This window comes from Kitasatospora sp. CM 4170, from assembly GCF_032110285.1.
Classification (GTDB): domain Bacteria; phylum Actinomycetota; class Actinomycetes; order Streptomycetales; family Streptomycetaceae; genus Kitasatospora; species Kitasatospora aburaviensis.
Genome location: NZ_CP134877.1, coordinates 2,834,016 through 2,856,533 on the forward strand (window position 1 = coordinate 2,834,016; position 22,518 = coordinate 2,856,533).

General features: G+C 75.0%; 26 protein-coding genes. 7 read left to right on the forward strand and 19 right to left on the reverse strand.

What is annotated here, in order from left to right; genetic code table 11:
- Positions 1-101 precede the first annotated feature (101 nt).
- From RMN57_RS11465 to RMN57_RS11485, 5 genes are all read right to left on the reverse strand, one after another.
- The gene (locus tag RMN57_RS11465; RefSeq protein WP_313763289.1) at positions 102-728 is read right to left on the reverse strand and encodes a TIGR02234 family membrane protein; all 627 of its coding nucleotides are present in this window, start codon (positions 726-728) and stop codon (positions 102-104) included.
- Between the two features lie 32 nt (positions 729-760).
- Complete coding sequence (locus RMN57_RS11470; protein ID WP_313763290.1) at positions 761-1,324, reverse strand: Uma2 family endonuclease; 564 nt, start codon at positions 1,322-1,324, stop codon at positions 761-763.
- Positions 1,325-1,360: 36 nt separating this feature from the next.
- Positions 1,361-2,881 carry an anthranilate synthase component I gene (locus tag RMN57_RS11475; RefSeq protein WP_313763291.1) on the reverse strand — a complete coding sequence of 507 codons (1,521 nt, stop codon included), beginning with the start codon at positions 2,879-2,881 and terminating at the stop codon, positions 1,361-1,363.
- Between the two features lie 78 nt (positions 2,882-2,959).
- On the reverse strand, positions 2,960-3,340 hold the full coding sequence (gene hisI / locus RMN57_RS11480; RefSeq protein ID WP_313763292.1) for a phosphoribosyl-AMP cyclohydrolase: 381 nt from the start codon (positions 3,338-3,340) through the stop codon (positions 2,960-2,962).
- A 126-nt stretch (positions 3,341-3,466) separates the two neighbouring features.
- Positions 3,467-3,937, reverse strand: coding sequence for a hypothetical protein (locus RMN57_RS11485; protein WP_313763293.1), 471 nt, complete (start codon positions 3,935-3,937; stop codon positions 3,467-3,469).
- Positions 3,938-4,135: 198 nt separating this feature from the next.
- On the opposite strand from RMN57_RS11485, the gene RMN57_RS11490 reads away from it, so the two are divergent.
- The 3 genes from RMN57_RS11490 to RMN57_RS11500 all read left to right on the forward strand — a co-directional run bounded on the left by RMN57_RS11490 (position 4,136) and on the right by RMN57_RS11500 (position 6,297).
- Positions 4,136-4,717 carry a hypothetical protein gene (locus RMN57_RS11490; RefSeq protein WP_313763294.1) on the forward strand — a complete coding sequence of 194 codons (582 nt, stop codon included), beginning with the start codon at positions 4,136-4,138 and terminating at the stop codon, positions 4,715-4,717.
- A 28-nt stretch (positions 4,718-4,745) separates the two neighbouring features.
- The gene (locus RMN57_RS11495; RefSeq protein WP_313763295.1) at positions 4,746-5,384 is read left to right on the forward strand and encodes a TIGR03085 family metal-binding protein; all 639 of its coding nucleotides are present in this window, start codon (positions 4,746-4,748) and stop codon (positions 5,382-5,384) included.
- A gap of 130 nt (positions 5,385-5,514) precedes the next feature.
- Positions 5,515-6,297 (forward strand): VOC family protein, encoded by a 783-nt coding sequence (locus RMN57_RS11500; protein WP_313763296.1) that lies wholly within the window; start codon positions 5,515-5,517, stop codon positions 6,295-6,297.
- A 70-nt stretch (positions 6,298-6,367) separates the two neighbouring features.
- Here RMN57_RS11500 and hisF read toward each other — a convergent pair whose 3' ends face one another.
- Genes hisF through hisD form a run of 8 tightly spaced genes read right to left on the reverse strand, consistent with a single transcriptional unit; the run spans position 6,368 to position 12,131 of the window.
- The gene (gene hisF, locus RMN57_RS11505; protein WP_313763297.1) at positions 6,368-7,138 is read right to left on the reverse strand and encodes an imidazole glycerol phosphate synthase subunit HisF; all 771 of its coding nucleotides are present in this window, start codon (positions 7,136-7,138) and stop codon (positions 6,368-6,370) included.
- Complete coding sequence (locus RMN57_RS11510; RefSeq protein WP_313763298.1) at positions 7,135-7,566, reverse strand: Rid family hydrolase; 432 nt, start codon at positions 7,564-7,566, stop codon at positions 7,135-7,137. The genes hisF and RMN57_RS11510 overlap by 4 nt, the downstream gene beginning before the upstream one ends.
- Positions 7,563-8,288 carry a bifunctional 1-(5-phosphoribosyl)-5-((5-phosphoribosylamino)methylideneamino)imidazole-4-carboxamide isomerase/phosphoribosylanthranilate isomerase PriA gene (priA, locus tag RMN57_RS11515; protein ID WP_313763299.1) on the reverse strand — a complete coding sequence of 242 codons (726 nt, stop codon included), beginning with the start codon at positions 8,286-8,288 and terminating at the stop codon, positions 7,563-7,565. The genes RMN57_RS11510 and priA overlap by 4 nt, the downstream gene beginning before the upstream one ends.
- Positions 8,289-8,307: 19 nt before the next feature.
- On the reverse strand, positions 8,308-8,943 hold the full coding sequence (gene hisH, locus RMN57_RS11520; protein ID WP_313763300.1) for an imidazole glycerol phosphate synthase subunit HisH: 636 nt from the start codon (positions 8,941-8,943) through the stop codon (positions 8,308-8,310).
- A 34-nt stretch (positions 8,944-8,977) separates the two neighbouring features.
- Positions 8,978-9,130 (reverse strand): hypothetical protein, encoded by a 153-nt coding sequence (locus tag RMN57_RS11525; RefSeq protein ID WP_313763301.1) that lies wholly within the window; start codon positions 9,128-9,130, stop codon positions 8,978-8,980.
- Positions 9,127-9,720 carry an imidazoleglycerol-phosphate dehydratase HisB gene (gene hisB / locus RMN57_RS11530; protein ID WP_238740275.1) on the reverse strand — a complete coding sequence of 198 codons (594 nt, stop codon included), beginning with the start codon at positions 9,718-9,720 and terminating at the stop codon, positions 9,127-9,129. The genes RMN57_RS11525 and hisB overlap by 4 nt, the downstream gene beginning before the upstream one ends.
- Positions 9,721-9,726: 6 nt before the next feature.
- The gene (locus RMN57_RS11535; protein WP_313763302.1) at positions 9,727-10,827 is read right to left on the reverse strand and encodes a histidinol-phosphate transaminase; all 1,101 of its coding nucleotides are present in this window, start codon (positions 10,825-10,827) and stop codon (positions 9,727-9,729) included.
- Positions 10,824-12,131 (reverse strand): histidinol dehydrogenase, encoded by a 1,308-nt coding sequence (hisD, locus tag RMN57_RS11540; protein ID WP_313763303.1) that lies wholly within the window; start codon positions 12,129-12,131, stop codon positions 10,824-10,826. The genes RMN57_RS11535 and hisD overlap by 4 nt, the downstream gene beginning before the upstream one ends.
- Positions 12,132-12,221: 90 nt before the next feature.
- Here hisD and RMN57_RS11545 point away from each other — a divergent pair, with 90 nt between their 5' ends.
- From RMN57_RS11545 to ybaK, 3 genes are all read left to right on the forward strand, one after another.
- Entirely contained in the window at positions 12,222-13,799 is a 1,578-nt protein-coding gene (locus RMN57_RS11545) for an oxidoreductase (protein WP_313763304.1), read from the forward strand.
- A gap of 42 nt (positions 13,800-13,841) precedes the next feature.
- The gene (locus RMN57_RS11550; RefSeq protein ID WP_313763305.1) at positions 13,842-14,570 is read left to right on the forward strand and encodes an LON peptidase substrate-binding domain-containing protein; all 729 of its coding nucleotides are present in this window, start codon (positions 13,842-13,844) and stop codon (positions 14,568-14,570) included.
- A 62-nt stretch (positions 14,571-14,632) separates the two neighbouring features.
- On the forward strand, positions 14,633-15,127 hold the full coding sequence (gene ybaK / locus RMN57_RS11555) for a Cys-tRNA(Pro) deacylase (protein WP_313763306.1): 495 nt from the start codon (positions 14,633-14,635) through the stop codon (positions 15,125-15,127).
- Between the two features lie 42 nt (positions 15,128-15,169).
- Here the strand turns inward: ybaK and RMN57_RS11560 are convergent, their stop codons facing one another.
- The 6 genes from RMN57_RS11560 to RMN57_RS11585 form a co-directional block, all read right to left on the reverse strand.
- On the reverse strand, positions 15,170-15,949 hold the full coding sequence (locus tag RMN57_RS11560; RefSeq protein WP_313763307.1) for a hypothetical protein: 780 nt from the start codon (positions 15,947-15,949) through the stop codon (positions 15,170-15,172).
- A gap of 108 nt (positions 15,950-16,057) precedes the next feature.
- On the reverse strand, positions 16,058-16,870 hold the full coding sequence (locus tag RMN57_RS11565) for an ABC transporter permease (RefSeq protein WP_313763308.1): 813 nt from the start codon (positions 16,868-16,870) through the stop codon (positions 16,058-16,060).
- Positions 16,867-17,850, reverse strand: coding sequence for an ABC transporter ATP-binding protein (locus RMN57_RS11570; protein WP_313763309.1), 984 nt, complete (start codon positions 17,848-17,850; stop codon positions 16,867-16,869). Before RMN57_RS11570 ends, RMN57_RS11565 begins: the two co-directional genes overlap by 4 nt.
- Before the next feature lie 102 nt (positions 17,851-17,952).
- Entirely contained in the window at positions 17,953-19,173 is a 1,221-nt protein-coding gene (locus RMN57_RS11575) for an NYN domain-containing protein (protein ID WP_313763310.1), read from the reverse strand.
- A 330-nt stretch (positions 19,174-19,503) separates the two neighbouring features.
- Positions 19,504-20,550: an aspartate-semialdehyde dehydrogenase gene (locus RMN57_RS11580; protein WP_313763311.1), complete on the reverse strand. Its 1,047-nt coding sequence runs from the start codon at positions 20,548-20,550 to the stop codon at positions 19,504-19,506.
- 109 nt (positions 20,551-20,659) lie between these two features.
- Positions 20,660-21,550 carry a dihydrodipicolinate synthase family protein gene (locus tag RMN57_RS11585; protein WP_313763312.1) on the reverse strand — a complete coding sequence of 297 codons (891 nt, stop codon included), beginning with the start codon at positions 21,548-21,550 and terminating at the stop codon, positions 20,660-20,662.
- A 72-nt stretch (positions 21,551-21,622) separates the two neighbouring features.
- Here RMN57_RS11585 and RMN57_RS11590 point away from each other — a divergent pair, with 72 nt between their 5' ends.
- A complete protein-coding gene (locus tag RMN57_RS11590) occupies positions 21,623-22,510 on the forward strand; it encodes a LysR substrate-binding domain-containing protein (protein ID WP_313763313.1) in 888 nt (295 codons plus the stop codon).
- Positions 22,511-22,518: the final 8 nt, after the last annotated feature.

Consider the following 22,518-nt stretch of genomic DNA (forward strand, 5'->3'; position numbering starts at 1 on the left):
GTGCTCGTCTATCGGGTCACATCCGGCCCGATCACCGGCGGCGGGCGGCGGGAGGCGGGAGGCGGGCACCCGGGTGCGGGCCCGGTACGGCGCCGGCCGGATCAGACCGCGGTGGGGTCCTCGCCGCGGTCCAGCGCCTTCCACAGGTCGGCCGGGGACTCGGCCGCCTTCGCCGGGGCCTTGCGGGTCGGCGCCTCGTACCGGCTGCCCATGGCCGGCCAGCCCCGCCCGTACCGCGCGGTGAGCAGCCCGGCCAGCGCCAGCAGCAGCCCGCCGGCCAGCGCCACCCACGGCCACGCGGTGTGGGCGACGTCGGTGGCGGTGGTGCCCGAGAGGGCCAGCTTGCGGGCCGCCTCGGAGTCCAGCGCGGCGCCGTCGCCCGCCCCGGCCGCGGCCGCCGCGGCGGCGCCGAGGCCCGCCAGCAGCGTCAGCGCACCGACCGCGATCCGGCCGGCGCCGCGGACCGCGAAGACCGCGAGCGCCGCCGCCAGCGCCACCAGCGCCAGCCCGCCCGGCAGCTCGGAGATCCGGCTCCCGGTCACGGAGACCTCCAGCGTCCCGGCGGCCGCCCCGGCCACCCGGCCCTCGGCCCAGACCCGGCCGACGGCCGTCAGCACCAGCACCACGCCCAGCAGGGTCAGCAGCAGCATCAGGCCGAGCGTGCGCCGCCCGGCCTTCGCGGGGGCGGCGGGGGCGGCTTCGGTACGGGACTGCTCAGGAACGCTCACCCGTCCACTATCCCCGACCGCACGCCCCGTCCCTACCCCGGGTCGGGCGCGAAGCCGTCGGTCGACAGCACGAGGGTGCGTTCCGCCAGCGGCAGGAACACGTCGTTGCCGAAGGGCACCCGCTCGGCCTCCCGGTAGGCGCCGGACGGCTCCGGGTGGCTGTGCACGGTGCAGGCCGCCTCCTCCGGGTCCACCACCACGTACAGCGGCACGCCGCACTCCGCGAGGTAGCGCTGCTTGCGGACGAAGTCGCCGTCCTGCTGGGCCCGGGGGACGACCTCCAGCACCGCCCGGAGGTCGGCCGCGCGGTACCGCCCGCGGGCGCCCTGCCGCGCGCCCGGCGCGATCACCGCGAGGTCGGGCGCGTACCCGTACCGCGGGGACGGGAAGTCCACGACCTCACCGGTCAGCACGGTGCCGTGCCCCGCGAGCTGCTGCTCGACCTGGGCCGCCGCCCCGAGGACGACCTCCCGGTGCCCCTCCCCGCGCGGCGTCATGGTGATCTTCCCCGCGGTGATCTCCACCCGGTACCCGCGCGGGAGGCGCACACCCGCGAGGGCGTCCCAGGCCGATCCGGCGTCCTGCTGGTCCGACATGCCCGCCTCCTCGCCGCCGCGCCGCACCGGCGCGGCTCACACCTCCGGCGTGCGCAGCGTATTCGCGGTGGCCACCGCCCGCAGGACGGCCGCCGCCTTGTTGCGGCACTCGGTGTCCTCGCCGTGCGGGTCGGAGTCGGCGACGACGCCCGCGCCCGCCTGGACGTAGGCGGTGCCGTCGCGCAGCACGGCGGTGCGGATGGCGATCGCGGTGTCGGAGTCCCCGGCGAAGTCCAGGTAGCCGACGCAGCCGCCGTACAGGCCCCGGCGGGTGGGCTCCAGCTCCTCGATGATGCGCATCGCCCGCGGCTTCGGGGCGCCGGAGAGGGTGCCGGCCGGGAAGCAGGCGGTCAGCACGTCGAAGGCGGTCCGGCCGGGCGCCACCCGGCCGGTGACGGTCGAGACGATGTGCATGACGTGGCTGTAGCGCTCGATCTGCATGAAGTCGACCACCTCGACGCTGCCCGGCGCGCAGACCCGGCCGAGGTCGTTGCGGCCGAGGTCGACCAGCATCAGGTGCTCGGCCCGCTCCTTCGGGTCGGCGAGCAGCTCGGCGGCCAGCTCGGCGTCCTCGTGCGGGGTGGCGCCGCGGTGCCGGGTGCCGGCGATCGGGTGCAGCATCGCCTCGCCGTCGGTGACCTTGACCAGCGCCTCCGGGCTGGAGCCGACCACGTCGAAGCCGCCCTCGGCGCCGCCGTCCGCCCCGGGGAAGCGGAACAGGTACATGTACGGGCTGGGGTTGGTGGTGCGCAGCACCCGGTAGACGTCCAGCGCCGAGGCCGGGCAGGGCGCCTCGAACCGCTGCGAGGGCACCACCTGGAAGGCCTCGCCGGCCCGGATCCGCTCCTTGACCTCCTCCACGGCCGCCCGGTAGGGCGCCCCGCCGAACGGCGAGCGGACCTCGCCGGGGCCGGCGGGGGTGAAGGTGGCCAGACCCGGGTCGACCGGCTTGAGCAGGTCGGTCTCCATCGCGTCCAGCCGGGCCACGGCGTCCGCGTAGGCCTCGTCCACGCCGCTCGCCAGGTCGTTGTGGTTGACGGCGTTGGCGATCAGCAGCACCGTGCCGTCGGCGTGGTCCAGCACCGCGAGGTCGGTGGCCAGCATCATGGTCAGCTCGGGGAGCCGGAGGTCGTCCGGGTTGAGGTCGGGCAGCTTCTCCAGCCGGCGGACGACGTCGTAGCCGAGGTAGCCGACCAGGCCGCCGGTGAGCGGGGGCAGGCCGTCGTCGGTGTGCCGCGGGGTGTGCAGCGCCTCCAGCGCGGCGCGCAGCACCTGGAGCGGGTCGCCCGTGGTGGGGATGCCCACCGGCGGGGTGCCGAGCCACCGGGCGTTCCCCTCCGGGTCGGCGGTGAGCACCGCGGCGCTGCGGACGCCGACGAAGGAGTACCGGGACCAGCTGCGGCCCTGCTCGGCGGACTCCAGCAGGAAGGTGCCGGGGCGCTCCGCGGCGAGGCTGCGGTAGAGGCCGATCGGGGTGAGCCCGTCCGCGAGGAGCCTGCGGGTGACCGGGATGACCCGGGTGTCGGCGGCGAGCTTGCGGAAGGCTTCGAGGTCCATGGCGGGCGGCACCTTCTGGTCGTGGTCGGCTTCTGGCGGCGTTCGGCGGTGGAGCGGGTGGCGCGGCGGCCGGCGGGATCAGCCGAGCGGGAGCACGTCGGCGTCGAAGCAGGTGCGGTCGCCGGTGTGGCAGGCGGCCCCGGTCTGGTCCACCTTGACCAGCAGGGTGTCGCCGTCGCAGTCCAGCGCGACCGACACGACCCGCTGGGCGTGGCCGGAGGTGTCGCCCTTGACCCAGTACTCCCGGCGGCTGCGGCTCCAGTAGGTGCAGCGGCCGGTGGTGAGGGTGCGGTGCAGCGCCTCGTCGTCCATCCAGCCGAGCATCAGCACCTCGCCGGTGTCGTGCTGCTGCGCGATGGCCGGGAGCAGTCCGTCCGGGGTGCGCTTGAGCCGGGCGGCGATCTCGGGGGCCAGCGCGGTGGAGCCGGGGGCGGCGGGCGTGGTGGGGGTGGTGGACATGCGCCCATTGTGTCAGCCCGGCCCGGCCCGCAGGTGCGCCGTCCGGCGAGCGGGCGCCCCGCCCCGAGCCGAGCGGGGGGCGAGCGGGCGCCCCGCCCCGAGCCGAGCGGGGGGCGAGCGGGCGAATCACACCCGCTCGCAGCCTTCGGGCCAGATCCGGTGGACGAACAGCCCCGCCCGCTGTGCCAGTTCGGCGACCCGGGCGGGCTCGCTGCCGGGCTCGCCGTCCCAGACCGCGATCAGCTCGTCGATCATGCCGACCAGGGCCCGGCCGGTGTCGTCGCCGAGGCCCCCGTACTCGACCGGGGCCAGCCGGTGGACGGCGTTGGCCTCGTTCATCAGCTGCAGCCGGGTGGCGCGGTGCCGGTCGTCGGCACGGCCGACGACGGGCGCCCCGGCGGGGACGATGACCTCCACCTTGCCGCCGTGTTCCAGCACCGACCGGGCGAACCAGCTCTCCGGGCCCTCGTCGGCGCAGGTGACGCCGACCAGCTCGTACGGGCCGAAGGTGGTGACGAGCCGCCAGAGGTCCCCGCGGACCAGCATCTCGGTGATGCCCCCCGACAGCCCCCGGTGACCGGTGATTCCGACGCGCATCCGCATACTCCTGGGATCGTGTCGTGCCGGGGCGAGCCTATCCGACCGCGCCGTCCCCGCCCGGCCCGCGCCGGTCCGCCCCGGTCCGCCCCTTGGTCCGCCCCCGGTCTGCTGCGGTCTGCTCGTACGAACGGTCTGCTCGTACGAGTTGTGCCAACCGCCTGCCGGGAGGGGTCGCGGTGGGCCATCCTCGTGGCCATGACCTCCGAGCAGCCGACGCCCGCGCAGCCGCCCGAAGCCGCCGCCACGCGCCCGCCGCGGGGCCTGGTCCTCGCCGTCGCCGCGGTGCTGGCCGCGCTGCTCGCGGTGGTGGCCACGGTGCTGCTCTGGCCGGAGAAGGAGCCGGCCCCGCTCCCGCCGCCGCCCTCCCCCACCACGGCCACGCCGACCCCGACGCCCACCCCGACCCCCCCGCCGACGCCCAGCAGGGTGGTGCCGTACACCTTCTTCCCGGTCGGGACGTGCTTCGACCACCCGCAGCAGACCAGGACCGTCACCAAGCCGGAGGCGCGCCCGTGCGAGGGCGAGCACGACGGCGAGGTCGTGGCCGACCTCCTGCTGCCGGACGGGCTGACCGAGACCCAGCTGAACAAGGCCGTCCGGGACGGCTGCAAGGAGTCGCTGGCCGCGGCCGAGGCCCGCCAGGGCGGCGGGACGTTCTACACCCTGCCGATCGGGCCGCCGATGGCGCAGTACCAGCAGGGCTGGCGGGACTACACCTGCTCGCTCACCTCCGGTACCCGCCCGGGCACCCCCAAACTCACCGGGCACCTCAAATGACGCGGTGAGGACGCCATAGGCTGACACCATGTCGAACCACGCCCTCGCCGAGCGCCACCGGTTGGCCGAACTGCTGGCCGCCGCCGGGCCGGACGCGCCCACCCTCTGTGCCGGGTGGTCCACCCGGGATCTCGCCGCCCATCTCGTCGTCCGGGAGCGGCGGCCGGACGCCGCGGCGGGGATCCGGGTCGGCGCCCTCGCCGGCCACACGCACCGGGTGCAGTCCGGGTACGCCGAGCGCCCGTACGAGGAGCTGCTGCGGCTGTTCCGCTCCGGCCCGCCGATGCTCTCGCCGTTCGCCCTGCCCGGCGCCGACGAGGCCGCCAACACCGTCGAGTACTTCGTGCACGCGGAGGACGTCCGCCGGGCCGGCGAGGAGTGGACGCCGCAGCCGGTGCCGCCCGGGCGGGCCGACGCGCTCTGGCGCCGGCTGCCGCTGCTGGCCCGGATGGAGGCGGGCCGGCGCTCCCCGGTCCGGCTGGAGCTGAGCCGCCCGAACGGGCAGAGCCTGACGGTCGGCCCGGCCGGGGCGCCGATGGTGCGGATCACCGGCGAGCCGGGCGAGCTGGTGCTGTTCGTCTACGGCCGCGGCGAGCGCACCGAGCTGGCCGTGGACGGCCCGCCGGACGCGGTCACCGCGCTGCGGCACGTCCTGCCGCTGCCTTAAGGCCGTGGGCGGCCCGGCCGGCGCGCGTCCGGCTGCGGATGTCAGTGGCGGGGTGCAGACTCGCTAGGGGCCGCCTCGCCGACCCGTCCGGGGTCGGCCGGCCGTCGCTACGTCGAAGGAGCACCACCCCATGCTCACCACCGACTTTCCCGCCGGCTCGCCCTGCTGGATCGACCTCGGCAGCCCGGACCCGGCCGCCGCCGCGACCTTCTACGGCGCGGTCTTCGGCTGGACGTTCCAGGACCTCGGCCCGGAGGCCGGCGGCTACGGCTTCCTGCAGGCCGCCGGCAAGACCGTGGCCGCCGTCGGTCCGCTGACCGAGGAGGGCGCGCAGTCCGCCTGGACGACGTACTTCCGCACGCCCGACGCGGACGCCACCGCCGCCGCCGTCGAGAAGGCCGGCGGTACCGTGCGGGTCGCGCCGTTCGACGTCATGGAAGCCGGCCGGATGGCCCAGCTGACCGACCCGCAGGGCGCCCAGTTCGCGATCTGGCAGGCCGGCACCACCCAGGGGCTGGACGCGGTGTCCACCGACAACGCGCTGGTCTGGGCCGAGCTGCACACCCCGGACCAGGAGGCCGGCTTCGCCTTCTACCAGCAGGTGTTCGGCTGGCGCTCGGAGAAGTTCCCCGCGCCGGGGATGACCTACCTGGTGGTCTCCCCCGCCGAGGGCGACCAGCGGGCCACCACCTTCGGCGGCATCGCCCCGATCATGGCCGAGGGCCAGCCGCCGTCCTGGACGCCGTACTTCGCCACCGAGGTGGTGGACGAGCTGGTCGGCCGGGCGCAGGCGGCGGGCGGCCAGGTGCTGATGGCCGCCGAGGACGTCCCGAACGTCGGCCGGATCGCCTGGCTGGCCGACCCGTTCGGCGCACCGTTCGCGCTGATCAAGGGTGAGCCGCAGGACTCCTGAACGACGGCAGGGCCCGCCCACCGCGTGGTGGGCGGGCCCCGGTGTGCTCCGCCGAGCGCCGCTGGACCGCTCAGCGGACCGGGTGACCGGCCTCGCGCAGCGCGTCCTTGACCTCGCGGATCCGCAGGTCGCCGAAGTGGAAGACGCTCGCGGCCAGCACCGCGTCCGCGCCGGCGTCCACCGCCGGGGCGAAGTCGGCCGTCTTCCCGGCGCCGCCGGAGGCGATCACCGGGACGGACACGGTCTTGCGGACCGCCCGGATCAGCTCCAGGTCGTAGCCGTCCTTGGTGCCGTCCGCGTCCATCGAGTTGAGCAGGATCTCGCCCGCGCCCAGCTCGGCCGCCCGGCCGGCCCACTCGACGGCGTCCAGGCCGGTCCCCCGGCGCCCGCCGTGGGTGGTGACCTCGAAGCCGGAGGCCGTCTCGGTGCCCTCCGGGCAGCGCCGGGCGTCCACCGAGAGGACCAGGACCTGACGGCCGAACCGCTGGGCGATCTCGCGGACCAGCTCCGGGCGGGCGATCGCCGCGGTGTTGACGCCGATCTTGTCGGCGCCGGCCCGCAGCAGCTTGTCGACGTCGTCGGGGGTGCGGATGCCGCCGCCGACGGTCAGCGGGATGAAGACCTGCTCGGCGGTGCGGCGGACCACGTCGTAGGTGGTCTCGCGGTCGCCGGAGGAGGCGGTGATGTCGAGGAAGGTCAGCTCGTCGGCGCCCTCGGCGTCGTAGAGCTTGGCCATCTCGACCGGGTCACCGGCGTCGCGCAGGTTCTGGAAGTTGACGCCCTTGACCACCCGGCCGGCGTCGACGTCCAGGCAGGGGATGACTCGTACGGCGAGGGTCACGGCTGTCCGCCTTCCACAGTGCTTGCCAGCCCGGGCCGGTGGGCGTCGATTTCCACCTCGACCAGCATCCGGGAGTCGATCAGGCCCTGGACCACCACCATGGCGGCCACCGGGCGTACGGTTTCGAAGAGTTCGCGATGGGCGCGGCCCACCGCGTCCACGTCGCGGGTGTGGGTCAGGTACATCCGGGTGAGGACCACGTCGTCCGCCGTCAGGCCGTACGCGGCCAGGGCGTCCAGGCCGACCCGGAAGGAGGCGATCGCCTGCTCGTACGGGTCGCCCTCGCCGACGATGGCCCGGCCCTGGAAGGGCCGGGCGCCGGCCACGTGCACGTGGTCGCCCGCGGCGACCGCCTGCACCGTGCCGAACACGTCCTCCCAGGGGGAGACTCCGCCGACCCGACCGCGCACGACCTGGCGTTCCGTCATCCTGAAACCGCCTCCAGGGCCTCTTCGAGCGTGAACTTCTGCTCGTAGAGTGCCTTGCCGACGATGGCGCCCTCGACTCCCTCGCCGACGAGCGTGGCGATGGCGCGCAGGTCGTCCAGCGAGGAGACGCCGCCGGAGGCGACCACCGGCTTGTCGGTGGCGGCGCAGACGTCGCGCAGCAGCTGCAGGTTGGGGCCGGTCAGGGTGCCGTCCCGGTTGACGTCGGTGACGACGTAGCGGGCGCAGCCCTCGGCGTCGAGGCGGGCCAGCACGTCGAAGAGCTGGCCGCCGTCGCTGGTCCAGCCACGGCCGCGCAGGGTGGTGCCGACCACGTCCAGGCCGACGGCGATCTTGTCGCCGTGCTCGGCGATGACCTTGGCGACCCACTCGGGGCTCTCCAGGGCGGCGGTGCCGAGGTTGACCCGGGTGCAGCCGGTGGCGAGGGCGGCGGCCAGCGACGCGTCGTCCCGGATGCCGCCGGAGAGCTCGACCTTGATGTCCAGCGCGCCGGTGACCTCGCGGATGAGCTCGCGGTTGCTGCCGGTGCCGAAGGCGGCGTCCAGGTCGACCAGGTGGAGCCACTCGGCGCCGGCGTTCTGCCAGGCGAGGGCGGCGGCGAGCGGCTCGCCGAAGGAGGTCTCGGTGCCGGAGGCGCCCTTGACCAGGCGGACGGCCTGGCCGTCCCGGACGTCGACGGCGGGGAGCAGTTCGAGGCGGCTCATGGTGTCAGCTCTCAGATCGTCAGAGGGTGTTGACCCAGTTGGTCAGCAGGGCGGCGCCGGCGTCGCCGGACTTCTCGGGGTGGAACTGGGTGGCCCAGAGCGGGCCGTTCTCCACGGCCGCGACGAACGGCTGCCCGTGGGTGGCCCAGGTGACCAGCGGGGGGTCGATCCGCGCGCTGTGGATCTCCATGTCCCAGTGCCGCACCCCGTAGGAGTGCACGAAGTAGAAGCGGGTGTCGGCGTCGAGGCCGGCGAACATCCGGCTGCCCTCGGGGGCGTCGACGGTGTTCCACCCCATGTGCGGGACGACCGGCGCGTCCAGCGGCTCGACCGTGCCGGGCCACTCGTCGCAGCCGGGGGTCTCCACCCCGTGCTCGACGCCCTTCTCGAAGAGGATCTGCATGCCGACGCAGATCCCCAGGACGGGGCGGCCCCCGGAGAGCCGGCGGTCGATGATCCAGTCGCCCCGGACGCCCTTGAGCCCGCGCATGCAGGCCTCGAAGGCGCCGACGCCGGGGACGAGCAGGCCGTCCGCGTCCATCGCCTCCCGGTAGTCGGAGGTGACGGTGACGTTCGCGCCCGTGCGCTCGACGGCGCGCTGGGCCGAGCGGAGGTTGCCCGAGCCGTAGTCGAGCACGACGACGTTCTTGCCCATGTTCAGGTTTCCCGGTCTTTCGTTCGCTCGACGGTTACAGGCGCATCAGGCCGGAGACCAGGCACATCGCCGAGCCCAGCGCGAGCACGAGGATGACGCCCTTCGACTGCTTCTGCTTCCAGAACGAGATCACGCCGCCGGCCAGGAAGAGGCCGGCGAAGAGGAGGACAACAGCGGACTTGCTCACAGCGCACCCTTGGTCGACGGGAGGATGCCGGCCGCGCGCGGGTCGCGCTCGGCGGCGTAGCGCAGCGCCCGGGCCAGCGCCTTGAACTGGCACTCCACGATGTGGTGCGCGTTGCGCCCGTACGGCACGTGGACGTGCAGGGCTATCTGGGCCTGCGCCACGAAGGACTCCAGGATGTGCCGCGTCATCGTGGTGTCGTAGCTGCCGATCATCGGCGCCATGTTCTCCGGCTCGGTGTGCACCAGGTAGGGGCGGCCGGAGAGGTCCACGGTGACCTGGGCGAGGGACTCGTCCAGCGGCACCGTGCAGTTGCCGAAGCGGTAGATGCCGACCTTGTCGCCGAGCGCCTGCTTGAAGGCGGCGCCGAGCGCGAGGGCGGTGTCCTCGATCGTGTGGTGGGTGTCGATGTGCAGGTCGCCGTCGGTCTTCACGGTGAGGTCGAAGAGGCCGTGGCGGCCGAGCTGGTCGAGCATGTGGTCGTAGAACCCGACGCCCGTGGAGATGTCGGTCCTGCCGGTGCCGTCGAGGTCGATCTCGACCAGGACCGAGGTCTCCTTGGTGGTGCGCTCGATGCGTCCGATACGGGACATACGGGGTTACAGCTCCTTGATCACAGTGCTGACGGCGTCCAGGAAGGCGTCGTTCTCGGCGGGGGTGCCGGCGGTGACGCGCAGCCACCCGGGAACGCCGTTGTCCCGGACCAGGACGCCGCGGTCGAGGATGGCCTGCCAGACGGCGTGGGTGTCGTCGAAGCGGCCGAACTGGACGAAGTTGGCGTCCGAGTCGGTCACCTCCAGGCCGAGCCCGCGCAGCGCGTCGACCAGCCGGTCGCGCTCCGCCTTGAGCCGGCCGACGTAGCCGAGCAGGGTGTCGGTGTGCTCCAGGCAGGCCAGCGCGGTGGCCTGGGTGACGGCCGACAGGTGGTACGGCAGCCGGACCAGCTGCACCGCGTCCACCACCGCCGGGTCGGCGGCGAGGTAGCCCAGCCGCAGGCCGGCCGCGCCGAAGGCCTTGGACATGGTGCGGGTGACCACCAGGTTGGGGCGGCCCGCCAGCAGCGACAGCAGCGAGTCGCGGTGCGAGAACTCGACGTACGCCTCGTCGACGATCACCAGGCTGGGCCGGGCGGCCTGCGCGGCGTCGTACAGGCGCAGCACGGTCTCGGCGGCGACCGCGGTGCCGGTCGGGTTGTTCGGCGAGCAGATGAAGACGGCGTTCGGCCGGTGCTCGGCGATGGTCGCCTCGGCGGCGGCCACGTCGATGGTGAAGTCCTCGTTGCGCGGGCCGGAGATCCAGCCGGTGCCGGTGCCCCGGGAGATCAGGGCGTGCATCGAGTACGAGGGCTCGAAGCCGAGCGCCGTGCGGCCGGGGCCGCCGAAGGTCTGCAGCAGCTGCTGGATGATCTCGTTGGAGCCGTTGGCGGCCCAGACCTGCTCCCGGGCCACCGGGTGCCCGGTGGTGCGGGTCAGGTACGCGGCCAGGCCCTCGCGCAGCTCGACCGCGTCCCGGTCGGGGTAGCGGTTGAGGTTGCGGGCGGCCTCGGCGACGCGCTCGGCGATCCGGGCCACCAGCTCCTCGGGCAGCTGGTACGGGTTCTCGTTGGTGTTGAGCTGGACGGGCACGTCGAGCTGGGGTGCGCCGTACGGGGTCTGTCCGCGCAGTTCGTCGCGGATCGGGAGGTCGTCGATCTTCGTCACGAGCCGGGGACACTCCAGTCGAATCGGGCCTTGATCGCGTCGCCGTGCCCGGGGAGGTCCTCGGCGTCCGCCAGGTTGACGACGTGCGCGGCGATGCCGGCCAGGGCCTCGCGGTCGTACTCGACGACCTGGACGCCGCGCAGGAAGGTCTGCACGGAGAGCCCGGAGGAGTGGCAGGCGCAGCCGCCGGTGGGCAGCACGTGGTTGGAGCCGGCCGCGTAGTCGCCGAGCGACACGGGGGTGTACCGGCCGATGAAGATCGCACCGGCGTTGCGCACCCCGGCGGCGACGGCGTGGGCGTCCCGGGTCTGGATCTCCAGGTGCTCGGCCGCGTACGCGTTGGCCACCTTCAGGCCCTGCTCCAGGTCGTCGACCAGGATCAGGCCGGACTGCGGACCGCCGAGCGCCTCGGCCACCCGCTCGCTGTGCCTGGTCCGGGCGACCTGCTCCTTGAGCTCGGCCTCGACCGCGTCGGCCAGCGCCGGCGAGTCGGTGACCAGCACCGAACCGGACGTCGGGCCGTGCTCGGCCTGGCTGATCAGGTCGGCGGCCACCTCGGCGGCGTCCGCACCGTCGTCGGCGAGCACCATGATCTCGGTCGGGCCGGCCTCCGAGTCGATGCCGATCCGGCCGGAGAAGTAGCGCTTGGCGGCGGCCACGTAGATGTTGCCCGGGCCGGTGACCATGTTCACCGGCGCGCACTCCTCGGTGCCGAGGGCGAACATGGCGACCGCCTGGGCGCCGCCGACCGCGTACACCTCGGTGACGCCGAGCAGCGCGCAGGCCGCCAGGATGGTCGGGTGCACCCGGCCGCCGAAGGCCTTCTGCGGCGGCGAGGTGACGGCGATGCCGGTGACGCCGGCCTCCTGCGCGGGCACCACGTTCATCACCACGGAGGACGGGTAGACGGCCAGGCCGCCCGGCACGTAGAGGCCGACCCGGTCGACGGGCACCCAGCGCTGCGTGACGGTGCCGCCGGGCACCACCTGGGTGGTGTGCCCGGTGCGGCGCTGGTCGGCGTGGACGGTGCGGGCGCGGCGGATCGACTCCTCCAGGGCGGCCCGGACCTTCGGGTCCAGCCCCTCCAGGGCCTCGGCGATCTGCTCGGCGGGCACCCGGGTGGACTCCAGCCGCACGCCGTCGAACCGCTCGGTGATCTCGATCAGCGCCGTGACCCCGCGATGGCGTACGTCCTCGGCGATCGGCCGCACCTTCTCCAGGGCGGCCGCGACGTCGAAGTCGGCACGGGGCAGCAGGTCACGCGGGTCGTCGAGCGAGCCGCGCAGATCGATTCGAGAGATCACGCCACCCAGTGTAAGGAGTGGCCGGAATCGACGGTCCCGCATTTCAGTCCGTGATACGAAGGGCGAGACGACGGGGAACACGGGGGAACGATGGCGGAACGGGCACCTGACGGCTGGACTCGGGTGGAGCAGGGGCTCTGGGAGGCGTTCCGACACGGCCGGATCCACGACCTGCGGGCCGGCGACGCGGAGCAGGACGACCCCTTCGGCGAGGCCGAATGGGGGCCCGAGCGGACCGTCCGCGCCGAGGTGCTGTCCCGGCTCCTGCTGGACGGGCCGGCCGCCGTCCCCGGGCGGGTCGCCTCGCTCAAGCTGACCGGGGCCCGGATCACCGGCCCGCTGCGGCTGGCCGGCGGCACCATCGGGCACTACGTCGAGCTGCACGACTGCCGGTTCGAGCAGAAGGTCCTGATGTCCGAGGCCGAGGCCGGCACGCTGCGCTTCGTCGGCTGCCTGGTCCCGCGGCTGGAGGCCTCCCGCCTCGTCACCACCGGCGACCTCCACCTGGCCCGCTGCCGAATACCCGAGGGCCTGCGGCTCACCGACGCCCGGATCGGCACCGACCTGCTGCTCAACCAGAGCGTGCTCGGCGCCGACCGGTACGGCCGGGCGGTCTCCGCCGACGGGCTCGGCGTCAACCAGGACGTCGAGGCGGAACGGATCGAGGTCCGCGGCGAGCTGTCGCTGCGCACCTGCCGGATCGGCGGCCGGCTGTCGCTGCGCGGCGCCCAGCTGCACGCCGTCCCCGGCAACCGCACCTGCCTCAACGCCGTCCGGATGACGGTCGGCCACACGCTCTACCTGACCAGCTCCGCCGACTTCGGCTGGGTCGGCTCCGAGGCCTACTACGGCTCCGGCTACGGCGAGAGCCCGGCCTCCGACGCGCCGAGCACGCCGTTCCGCGCCCACGGCAGGGTCCGGCTCTCGGACAGCCGGTTCGAGAGCGCCTGCCTGATCTCCGGCGAGTTCCACCTGGAGGGGGACGACGAGCTCTCCCTGCGCCGCATCCAGACGCCCGAGCTCCGCTTCAGCTGCAAGGTCCCGCCCACCGGCGCCGTCTCGCTCTCCCGGGCCCGGATCGGCAACCTGGTCGACGCCCCCGACGCCTGGCCGCGGGGCAGGCGGCTCGGACTGACCGGTTTCACCTACGAGTGCCTGCGCCCGGTCGCCCCGTTCACCGTCCAGCAGCGGATCGCCTGGCTGGAGGGCTCCTCCGTGGAGTTCCAGCCCGAGTCCTACGAGCAGCTGGCCGCCGCGCTGCGCCGTGACGGCGCCGACGACGACGCCCGCGAGGTGCTCTACGCCAAGCAGCGCCGGCGCCGGCAGACCCTGCCGCTGCCGGCCCGGATCTGGGGCCGGATGCAGGACGTCACCGTCGGCTACGGCTTCCGGCCCGGCCGGGCCGCGCTCTGGCTGCTGCTCGCCTGGGCGCTCGGCAGCGCCTACTTCGCCACCCACGAGCTGCAGCCGCTCAAGGCCGACGAGAAGCCGCACTGGAACCCGGTGCTGTACGCGCTGGGCCAGCTGCTCCCGGTCGTGGACCTCGGCCAGCAGGGCTGGAACCCGGGCGGCGCCGACCAGTGGGTCGTCTCCGGCCTGGTGATCGTCGGCTGGGTCCTGGCCACCACCGTCGCGGCCGGCGCCACCCGGATGCTCCAGCGCGGTTAACCCCCGGGCGGACCGGGGCCCGGGGGAACTACGCTGTGCGCCGTGACAGAACGGCTGCCGCTCTTCCCGCTGAACACCGTGCTCTACCCGGGCCTGGTGCTGCCCCTGAACGTCTTCGAGGAGCGCTACCGCCGTCTCGTCGCCGACCTGCTCGCGCTGCCCGAGGAGCAGCCCCGCCGGTTCGGCATCCTCGCCATCCGGGACGGCCGCGAGGTCGCGCCGGTCCGGGCCGACGACGGGCCGGCCGGTGCGCTCGACGGCCTGGGCACCGTCACCGGCGACCCGCTCGAAGCGATGTACCACATCGGCTGCGTGGCCGACATCGCCTCCACCCAGGAGCAGCCCGACGGCCGGTACGAACTGCTGGTCACCGGCACCACCCGGTTCCGGCTGCGCTCGGTCGACACCGGCGGCCCGTACCTGGTCGGCGAGATCGAGCCGATCGAGGAGCAGCCCGGCGAGGGTGCGGGGGCGCTGGCCGCCGGCGTGGAGCGGGCGTTCCGGACGTACCAGAAGCGGCTGGCCGGGGCCCGCGAGGCCAGCACCGTCGGCCACCAGCAGCTGCCGGACGATCCGCAGGTGCTCTCCTACCTGGTGGCCGCCGCCTCGGTGCTCGGCACGCCGGTGAAGCAGGAGCTGCTCGCCTGCCCGGACACCGCCCAGCGGCTGCGCACCGAGCTGGAGCTGCTGCGCCGCGAGTCGTCCGTGCTGAGCTGGCTGCCCTCGCTCCCGGCGGTCGACCTGACCCGCCAGTCGTTCAGCCCCAACTGACCGTCCCGACCGACGGCCCCGGCCGCCGAGCCCGACCGACTCCCGTCCCGGAGGTTCCGCAGATGGCCAGGAAGCCGAAGAAGGGCGGCCAGGGCACCCCGGCCACGGTCGCCCTGGAGAACGCCGCCGTCGCGTTCACCGTGCACGCCTACGAGCACGACCCGGCGGCCGCCTCCTACGGCGGCGAGGCCGCCGAGGCGCTCGGGGTCACCGCCGAGCGGGTGTTCAAGACGCTGGTGGCCGACGTGGACGGCGTCCTCACCGTGGGCGTCGTCCCGGTGGCCGGGCAGCTCGATCTGAAGGCGCTCGCCGCGGCCGTCGGCGGCAAGCGCGCCGCGATGGCCGACCCGGCCGCCGCCGAGCGCAGCAGCGGCTACGTCCGCGGCGGCATCTCCCCGCTCGGGCAGCGCCGGGCGCTGCGCACCGTGGTGGACGACAGCGCGCTCGCCCACCCCACGGTCTACGTCTCGGCCGGCCGCCGCGGCCTGGAGGTCGAACTGACCCCCGCCGACCTGGTCGCACTCACCGGCGCCAGCACCGCCCCGATCGGGCGCTGAGCCCGCCGTCCGATCGGGCGGCCGACCCGCGCCCGGTGGCGCTCAGGCCCGGTCCGGCCCGTCCTGCGGCCGCCCCGCCGGGCCGGGAGCGGCGTCGACCGGGCCGGGAGCGGCGTCCGTGGGAGCGGACGGCAGACCGGCCGGCGGCTGCTGCCCGGCGTAGGGGCCGGCCCAGTACGGCGGCGGGTCCTCCTCGCGCTTGCCGAACGCCGCGGAGAGCGCCAGCAGCACCACCATGGCGGCCATCGGCCAGGCCAGCAGCGCGCCGTACGCCCCGAGGTCGATGTCGGCGTTGAAGTGGCCGCCGTCGCCGACCCGCTTGGCCTCGGCGACCAGGTCGCTGCCCGGGCCGAGCCGGCGCCCCAGGCCCCAGGCGCCGACCGAGGCCAGCAGCCCGCCGACCGCGAGGCCGACCGCCACCGCGATCCCGCCGCCGCGCCGCCGGGTGGCGAGGAAGGCCCCGAGCGCCGTCAGGACGCCCATGCCCAGGCCGATCAGGACGAACATGCTGTCCGCCCCGGCCCGCTGCTCGCCCTCCGGGTCGCCGTAGAGGATCTTGTTGCCGTCGACCACCAGCGGCACCTTCGGCGCCAGCCACGCCCAGAGGGCCGCCATCGCCACCCCCAGCAACAGGCAGACCAGCACCGTGACCGCCCCGACCTTCAGCTCGGGCAGCAGCCGCTGGAGCGCGGGGGTGTCAGCCTTCCGTTCGAAGGCCCGGGCCGGCGCCTCCGGCGGCGCGAACGGGTTCGGGGCGGAGGTGTCCGCGTCGGCGCCCGCAGCCGTGTGCAGGGGATCCGGAGGTGTGTTCGGTACGGTCACCCGCCCATCGTTTCACGAGCGCCGCCGGAACGGACCCGCCACCCGGACCGTGGACGCCGGACCGCGGCCCCGACCGCCGCCCGGGCGGCCGCCCGGGCCGGACAGGGCCTACCGGGTGGTGGCCCGCCGGTAGGCCCAGGTGGCGACGGCCAGCGACACCACTCCCACCCCGGCGCAGACCGCGAGGTTGCCCGCCACCTGCGCCCAGTCCGGATCGGCGGCGAAGGTCCGGGCGAAGGCCTCGACCCCGTACGTGGAGGGCAGCAGGTCGCGCAGCCAGAGCACCGGCTGCGGCAGGTGGTCCACCGGGAGCACCCCGAGCAGCAGCGCCGCCGACATGCCGAGCTGCCCCAGCATGGTGGCGATCTCCTGCCGGGGCGCGAGCAGCCCGCAGGCCGCACCGAGCCCGGAGAGCGCCGCCCCGGCCAGCGGCACCACCGCGAGCAGCACCCAGAGCTGCCCCAGCGGCAGCCCGAACATCACGGCCCCGGCCGCGGCCGTCACGACCGCGCCGGGCAGCGTGAACGAGGCGTACGCGGCGGCCGCGCCGAGCACCACCGAGGCGGCCGGGACGGGCAGCGTCGCGTAGTGGTCGAGGCCGCCGGTCGCCCGCAGCCGTCCGAAGTACTGGGCCAGCAGGTTGAGCGCCACGAACGCCACCACCAGCACGCTGGACCCGGCCACCACCGACCGCGCGGCCGCCGTCTCCCCCGGGTCGACCACGCCGCGCATCATCACCAGGATGCCGAGCGACTGGAAGGTGGCGACGAACAGCAGCGGGATCCGGGCCACCTTGGCACGGGCCAGCTGTGCCCGGTACACGGCGGCCAGCGCGGGCAGCAGCCGGGCGGCCGGGGCCAGCGGGGCGGGCCCGGTGTCCGTCGTCCCGCTGGTCTGCGGCGGCGCGGAGAGCAGCGTCACTTGACCAGTCCTCCATGGCGGCCGCCCAGCTTGAGGTAGGCGTCCTCAAGGCTCGGGGTGGCCAGGGTGAAGTCGTCCAGGGCGGCGAAGGCCGGGCCGGTGGTGACGGCGGCGACCAGCTCGCGGGCCTCCTCGGGGGTGGTGCGCACGGTCCAGCGGCGGCCGGTGCGCTCGGCGCGCTCGGCCAGCTCCGCGACGGCGGGCACGGCGAGCGGGGCCTCGTCCCGCCAGACCAGGTCCAGCCGGACGTCGCCGTCGACCAGGGCCTTGAGTCCGCCGGGCGTGTCGCAGGCGATCACCCGGCCGTCGTCCAGCACGGCGACCCGGTCCAGCACGGTCTCCGCCTCGATCACGTTGTGGGTGACCAGCAGGACGGTGGTGCGCCGCTCGGTCCGGCGCCGCTCGACGGCGCTCCAGACGGCGCGGCGGGCGACCGGGTCCATGCCGGTGGTCGGCTCGTCGAGGACGAGCAGCGGCCGCTCCCCCACCAGCGCGGCGGCGAAGCAGGCGAGCCGGCGCTGGCCGCCGGAGAGCTTGGCGAGCGGGCGGTGGGCGAGCGGTTCGAGGGCCAGCTCGGTGAGCACGTCGGCGGCCTCCGCGCGGGCCCGTGCCCGGCTGAGGCCGCGCAGCCGGCCGGTGGTCTCGGCGGCGAGCGCCACGGTCAGCTCGTCCAGCGCGGTGGACTCCTGGCCGAGGTAGCCGAGCAGCCGGGCGGCCCGCTCGGGGTGGCGGACCACGTCGTGGCCGAGGATCTCGACGGAGCCGGAGTCGGGCCGCAGCAGCCCGGTGAGCTGGCGGACCAGGGTCGACTTGCCGGCGCCGTTGGGCCCGAGCAGGCCGAAGATCTCACCCTGCCCGACGGTCAGGGTGACCCCGTCGTTGGCCCGGACGTCGGCGGCGGCGGCACCGCGCCCGGAGCGGTACGTCTTGACCAGGTCGCGTACGGCACAGCACGGCGAGGTCGCCTCTGGACGGTTCACGCGCTGCCCTCACTCACGAGCGAAGACTCTACGCCGTGCGGCCCGCGAACCGGACAAGGGGGCCTGGTCCCCCGGAACCGGCGGGGCCCGGACCGGTCCGGGTCAGTCGTCCACGACGAGGTCCCCGCCGGGGACCCGCCCGGACAGCTCCTTCCAGAAGCCGGCCCGGATCGCGTACCGGTCGTGCTCGTCGATCTGGTCGTCCTTGTGCGCGAGCAGACCGAACCGGGCGGCGTAGCGCAGCAGCTCGCCGTCGACCCGGTGCGGGATGCGCGGGTAGTCGGGCCAGAGCACGGTGAGCCGCTCGGCGTTGCCGATCCGCTCGCACCAGCGGCGGGCGAACACCTGGCCGACCTCGTGGGCGTCGCCGCCGATCGAGGTGATGTCCTCCTCGCGGTCGGCCCAGCGCTGCTCGGCGGTGGTCAGCTGGGCCAGGGTGGGCAGGCAGTCGCCGGCGGTGGCGGCCTGCTCGGCGGCGGGCCGCTCCACCCAGCCGCGGTCGGAGGACCAGCGCAGCACCGGACCGGCCGGGTGGCTCGCCGCGGCGGGCGGCGCGGCGGCGGTGCGGCCCGCTATGTCCTTGGGCGTGGGGACGACCTTGAGCGCGGTGGCGGCCGCCGGGGCCGGGCGCCCGTTGGCCGCCGGCACCGCGGCCGGGGCCGGCCCGGGGCGGACCGCGGGCACCGGCACCACGCCGGGCATGCCGGCCGGCGGTGCGGCCAGGATCTTGGCGATCTCGTGCCGCGGCCCGGGCGCGGGGAAGACGGCGGCGTTGTCCCGCAGGCTGAACGACCCCTCGATCCACTCCCGGTCGAGCACCCGCCGCTCGTCGGCCTCGCCGACCAGGTCCTCGGACTGGTTGAAGTCGCCGTCGGCGGCCTGCAGCGCCCAGAGGTGGACGACCACGCCGTGCTCCTTGGCGGACATCATGCCGGGCAGCAGGTCACCGTCGCCGGTGATCAGCACGACGTCGGCGCAGGCCCGGTTGCGGGCGAGTTCGGAGAGCTCGGCGTGCATCGCCGCGTCCACGCCCTTCTGCACCCAGCGGCCCTCGGCCCGGGTCAGCGCGCCGAGCCGGACGGTCACCCGGGGCAGCACCCGCAGGCGGCGGTGCTCCGGCATCGGGCGGCGGTCGGGTGCGGCGTCGAACCAGTAGATCCGCAGCAGCGGCAGGCCGGTCTCGGCCTCGGCCCGCTCGCGCAGGGCGGTGATGAGCGCGGTGTGGTCGACGGTGACCCGGGAGCGCGAAGGATCCCCCGCGAGCAGGCTGGCGGCGGCGCCCAGCAGGTATCCCGCGTCCACCAGGACGACACAGCGGTCCATCGCGCACCTCTTTCCGCTCGCCCTCGGGGTCAGGCGCCGCCGGTCGCGGTGCCGGGTGGGCGCGGTCCGCCCGGCGGCCGGGCCCGGATGGGGTGAGGGAGGCCCGCAGCCGCCCGATCGTTGGGTCACCTTTACCCCTGGTTCGCGCGCCGAACCTCGGCGGATGTCGCGGTCCGGCAACGGCCGGGAACGCGAAGGGAACGCGGCGGGGGATCACGACGGGAGCACGACGGGGGATCACGACGGGAACGCGACGGGCCCCCGTCCCGGAGGACGGGGGCCGCTCGGTGTCGGGCTGCGGCCGGGCGCGCGGCGCGTGCGGCCTGGTGCTCAGCCCCGGAGCTCGGCGGCGACCAGCTCGGCCAGCTGGACGGCGTTGAGCGCGGCGCCCTTGCGCAGGTTGTCGTTGGAGAGGAACAGCGACAGGCCGTGCTCCACCGTCTCGTCGGCCCGGATGCGGCCGACGTAGCTCGGGTCGCGGCCGGCCGCCTGCAGCGGGGTGGGGATCTCGCTCAGCTCGACGCCGGGGGCGCCGGTGAGCAGCTCGACCGCGCGCTCGGGGCTGATCGCGCGCTCGAAGCGGGCGTTGATCTGCAGCGAGTGGCCGGAGAAGACCGGCACGCGCACGCAGGTGCCGGCCACCTTCAGCTCGGGGATGCCGAGGATCTTGCGGCTCTCGTGGCGGAGCTTCTGCTCCTCGTCGGTCTCGTTGGAGCCGTCCTCGACGATCGAGCCGGCCAGCGGCACCACGTTGAAGGCGATCGGCCGCTTGTAGACCTTGGGCTCGGGGAACTCGACCGCCGCGCCGTCGTGGGCGAGGGCCGAGGCGCCGTCGACCACCTTGGCGGCCTGGTCCTGCAGCTCGGCCACGCCGGCCACGCCACTGCCGGAGACGGCCTGGTAGGTGGAGACGACGAGCGCGGCGAGGCCGGCCTCCTCGTGCAGCGGGCGCAGCACCGGCATGGCGGCCATGGTGGTGCAGTTCGGGTTGGCGATGATGCCCTTGGGGCGGTCGGTGATCGCCTCCGGGTTGACCTCGGAGACGACCAGCGGGACCTCGGGGTCACGGCGCCAGGCGGAGGAGTTGTCGATCACGACCGCGCCGGCCGCGGCGACCTTGGGGGCGAGCGCCTTGGAGGTGGCACCGCCGGCCGAGAAGATCACGATGTCCAGGCCGGTGTAGTCGGCCGTGGCCGCGTCCTCGACGGTGATCTCGGTGCCCTGCCACGGCAGGGTGCGCCCGGCCGAGCGGGCGGAGGCGAACAGCCGCAGCTGCTCCACCGGGCCCAGGCCGCCCTCGCGACCCGCGCGCTCCGCCAGGATCTCGCGGACCACGCCGCCGACCTGGCCGGTGGCCCCGACAATGCCGATCTTCATTCCGACAACTCCTCTTGATGTTGCTGTTCACAGCCGCACTCTGCCCATCATGCCTTGCCACGGGCGGGGCGCGACCTGGCATTCCACGGTGTGAGAGGCCCGGACCTGCTCAGTGGTCCAGACCGGTGGCGAGCTCCAGCGCCCGCGCGGTCTCGGCCGGGCCGGCCGGCAGCAGCGGCAGCCGCACCGCCGGGGTGGGAATCAGGCCCTGGGCGTGCAGCACGCCCTTGATCACGCTCGGGTTGGGCGCGGCGAACGCGGCGGCCGACAGCGCGGTCAGCCGGTGGCCCAGCGCGCGGGCCCGCGCGACGTCCCCGCGCTCCCAGGCGGCGGCCAGCTCGACGAACCGGGCGGTGGCCAGGTGGGCGGAGGCCAGGATGCCGCCGGCCGCGCCCAGCGCCAGCATCGGCGCGAGGAAGGTGTCCTCCCCAGCCAGCACCGCGAAGCCGGCCGGTCCGGCGGCGAGCAGCTCCACGGCGTCCTGGTCCAGCGCGCCGGTCGCGTACTTGACGCCCACCACGCCCGGCAGGGCCGCGAGTTCGCCCAGCGCGGCGGCCGAGAGCGCCTGACCGGTGCGGTACGGGATGTGGTAGACGACAAGCGGCACCGAGCTCGCCCCGGCCAGCGCCCGGAAGTGCGCCAGCGTCCCGGCCTCGCCCGGCCGGACGAACGACGGCGCGGTGACCAGCGCGGCCGCCGCGCCCGGCACCCGCTCGCGCAGGCCCGCCAGCTCCTCGGCGGCCGCCCGGGTGTCCGGCCCGCCGGCACCGACCACCAGCTGCCCGCCCAGCTCGGCGCAGACGGCGGCGCAGAGCTCGACCACGGCCCGCTTCTCCGCCGCGTCCAGGGTGGCGGGCTCGCCGGTGGTGCCGAGCGCGACCAGCCCGGCCGCTCCGCCGCCGAGCACCGAGCGGGCCAGCTTGTCCAGCGCGTCCAGGGCGACCGAGCCGTCGGCGGCGAAGGGGGTGACCAGGGGGACGTAGATGCCCTTGAGTTCCATGGCCACGATCCTGCGGTCCGGCCATCCCGCAGGTCCAGTTCACATTTCCGACGCTTCTCGTAAGCTGAGCCGATGCTCGACGTCCGACGCCTGCGCCTGCTGCGCGAACTCGCCCATCTCGGCACCATCGCCGCCGTCGCCGAGGCGCTGTCGTTCAGCCCTTCGGCCGTCTCCCAGCAGCTGTCCGTCCTGGAGAAGGAGGCCGGCGTCCCGCTGCTGGAGCGCACCGGGCGGCGGGTGGCGCTCACCCCGGCCGGGCGGAACCTGGTGCGGCACGCCGAGGCGGTGCTGGAGCGGCTGGAGCAGGCGGACGCCGAACTCGCCCACACCCGTGACGGGCTGGCCGGTCCGCTGCGGATCGGCACCTACCCGTCGGCGGCCAAGGCGATCATCCCGGCGGTCCTCGCCGAGCTGGCCGGCTGGCACCCGGGGCTGGAGCCGATGGTGAACGAGGTGGACCCGGCGGCCGTCGCGGCGGCGCTGCGCGCGGGCGAGCTGGACGTGGCGCTGGTGCACGAGTACGACCTCGTGCCGGCCGACCCGGAGCCCGGCCTCGCGGTGACCCGCCCGGTGTTCACCGAGCCGATGTACCTGGCGGCCCGCGCCCCCGGCACGGTCGCCGAGCACCGCGCCGCGCCGTGGATCATGGCGCCGCCGGGGACGCTCTGCCACACCATGGCCGTCCGGGCGTGCGAGAGCGCCGGCTTCGCGCCCCGGATCCGGCACCAGATCGACGACTTCGCCACGGTGCTGGCCCTGGTGGCGGCCGGTCAGGGGGTGGCGCTCGTCCCCCACCTGGGCATCGCGCAGTCCCCGCCGGGGGTGGTGCTCACCCGGCTGCCGATGTACCGGCGCACCCGCGCCGCCTTCCGCGCGGGCGCCGGCTCCCACCCGGCCATCTCGGCCTTCGTCTCGGCCCTGCACACCGCCGTCCCCCCGGGCCTCGGCGGCGGGTCCTGATCCTGCGG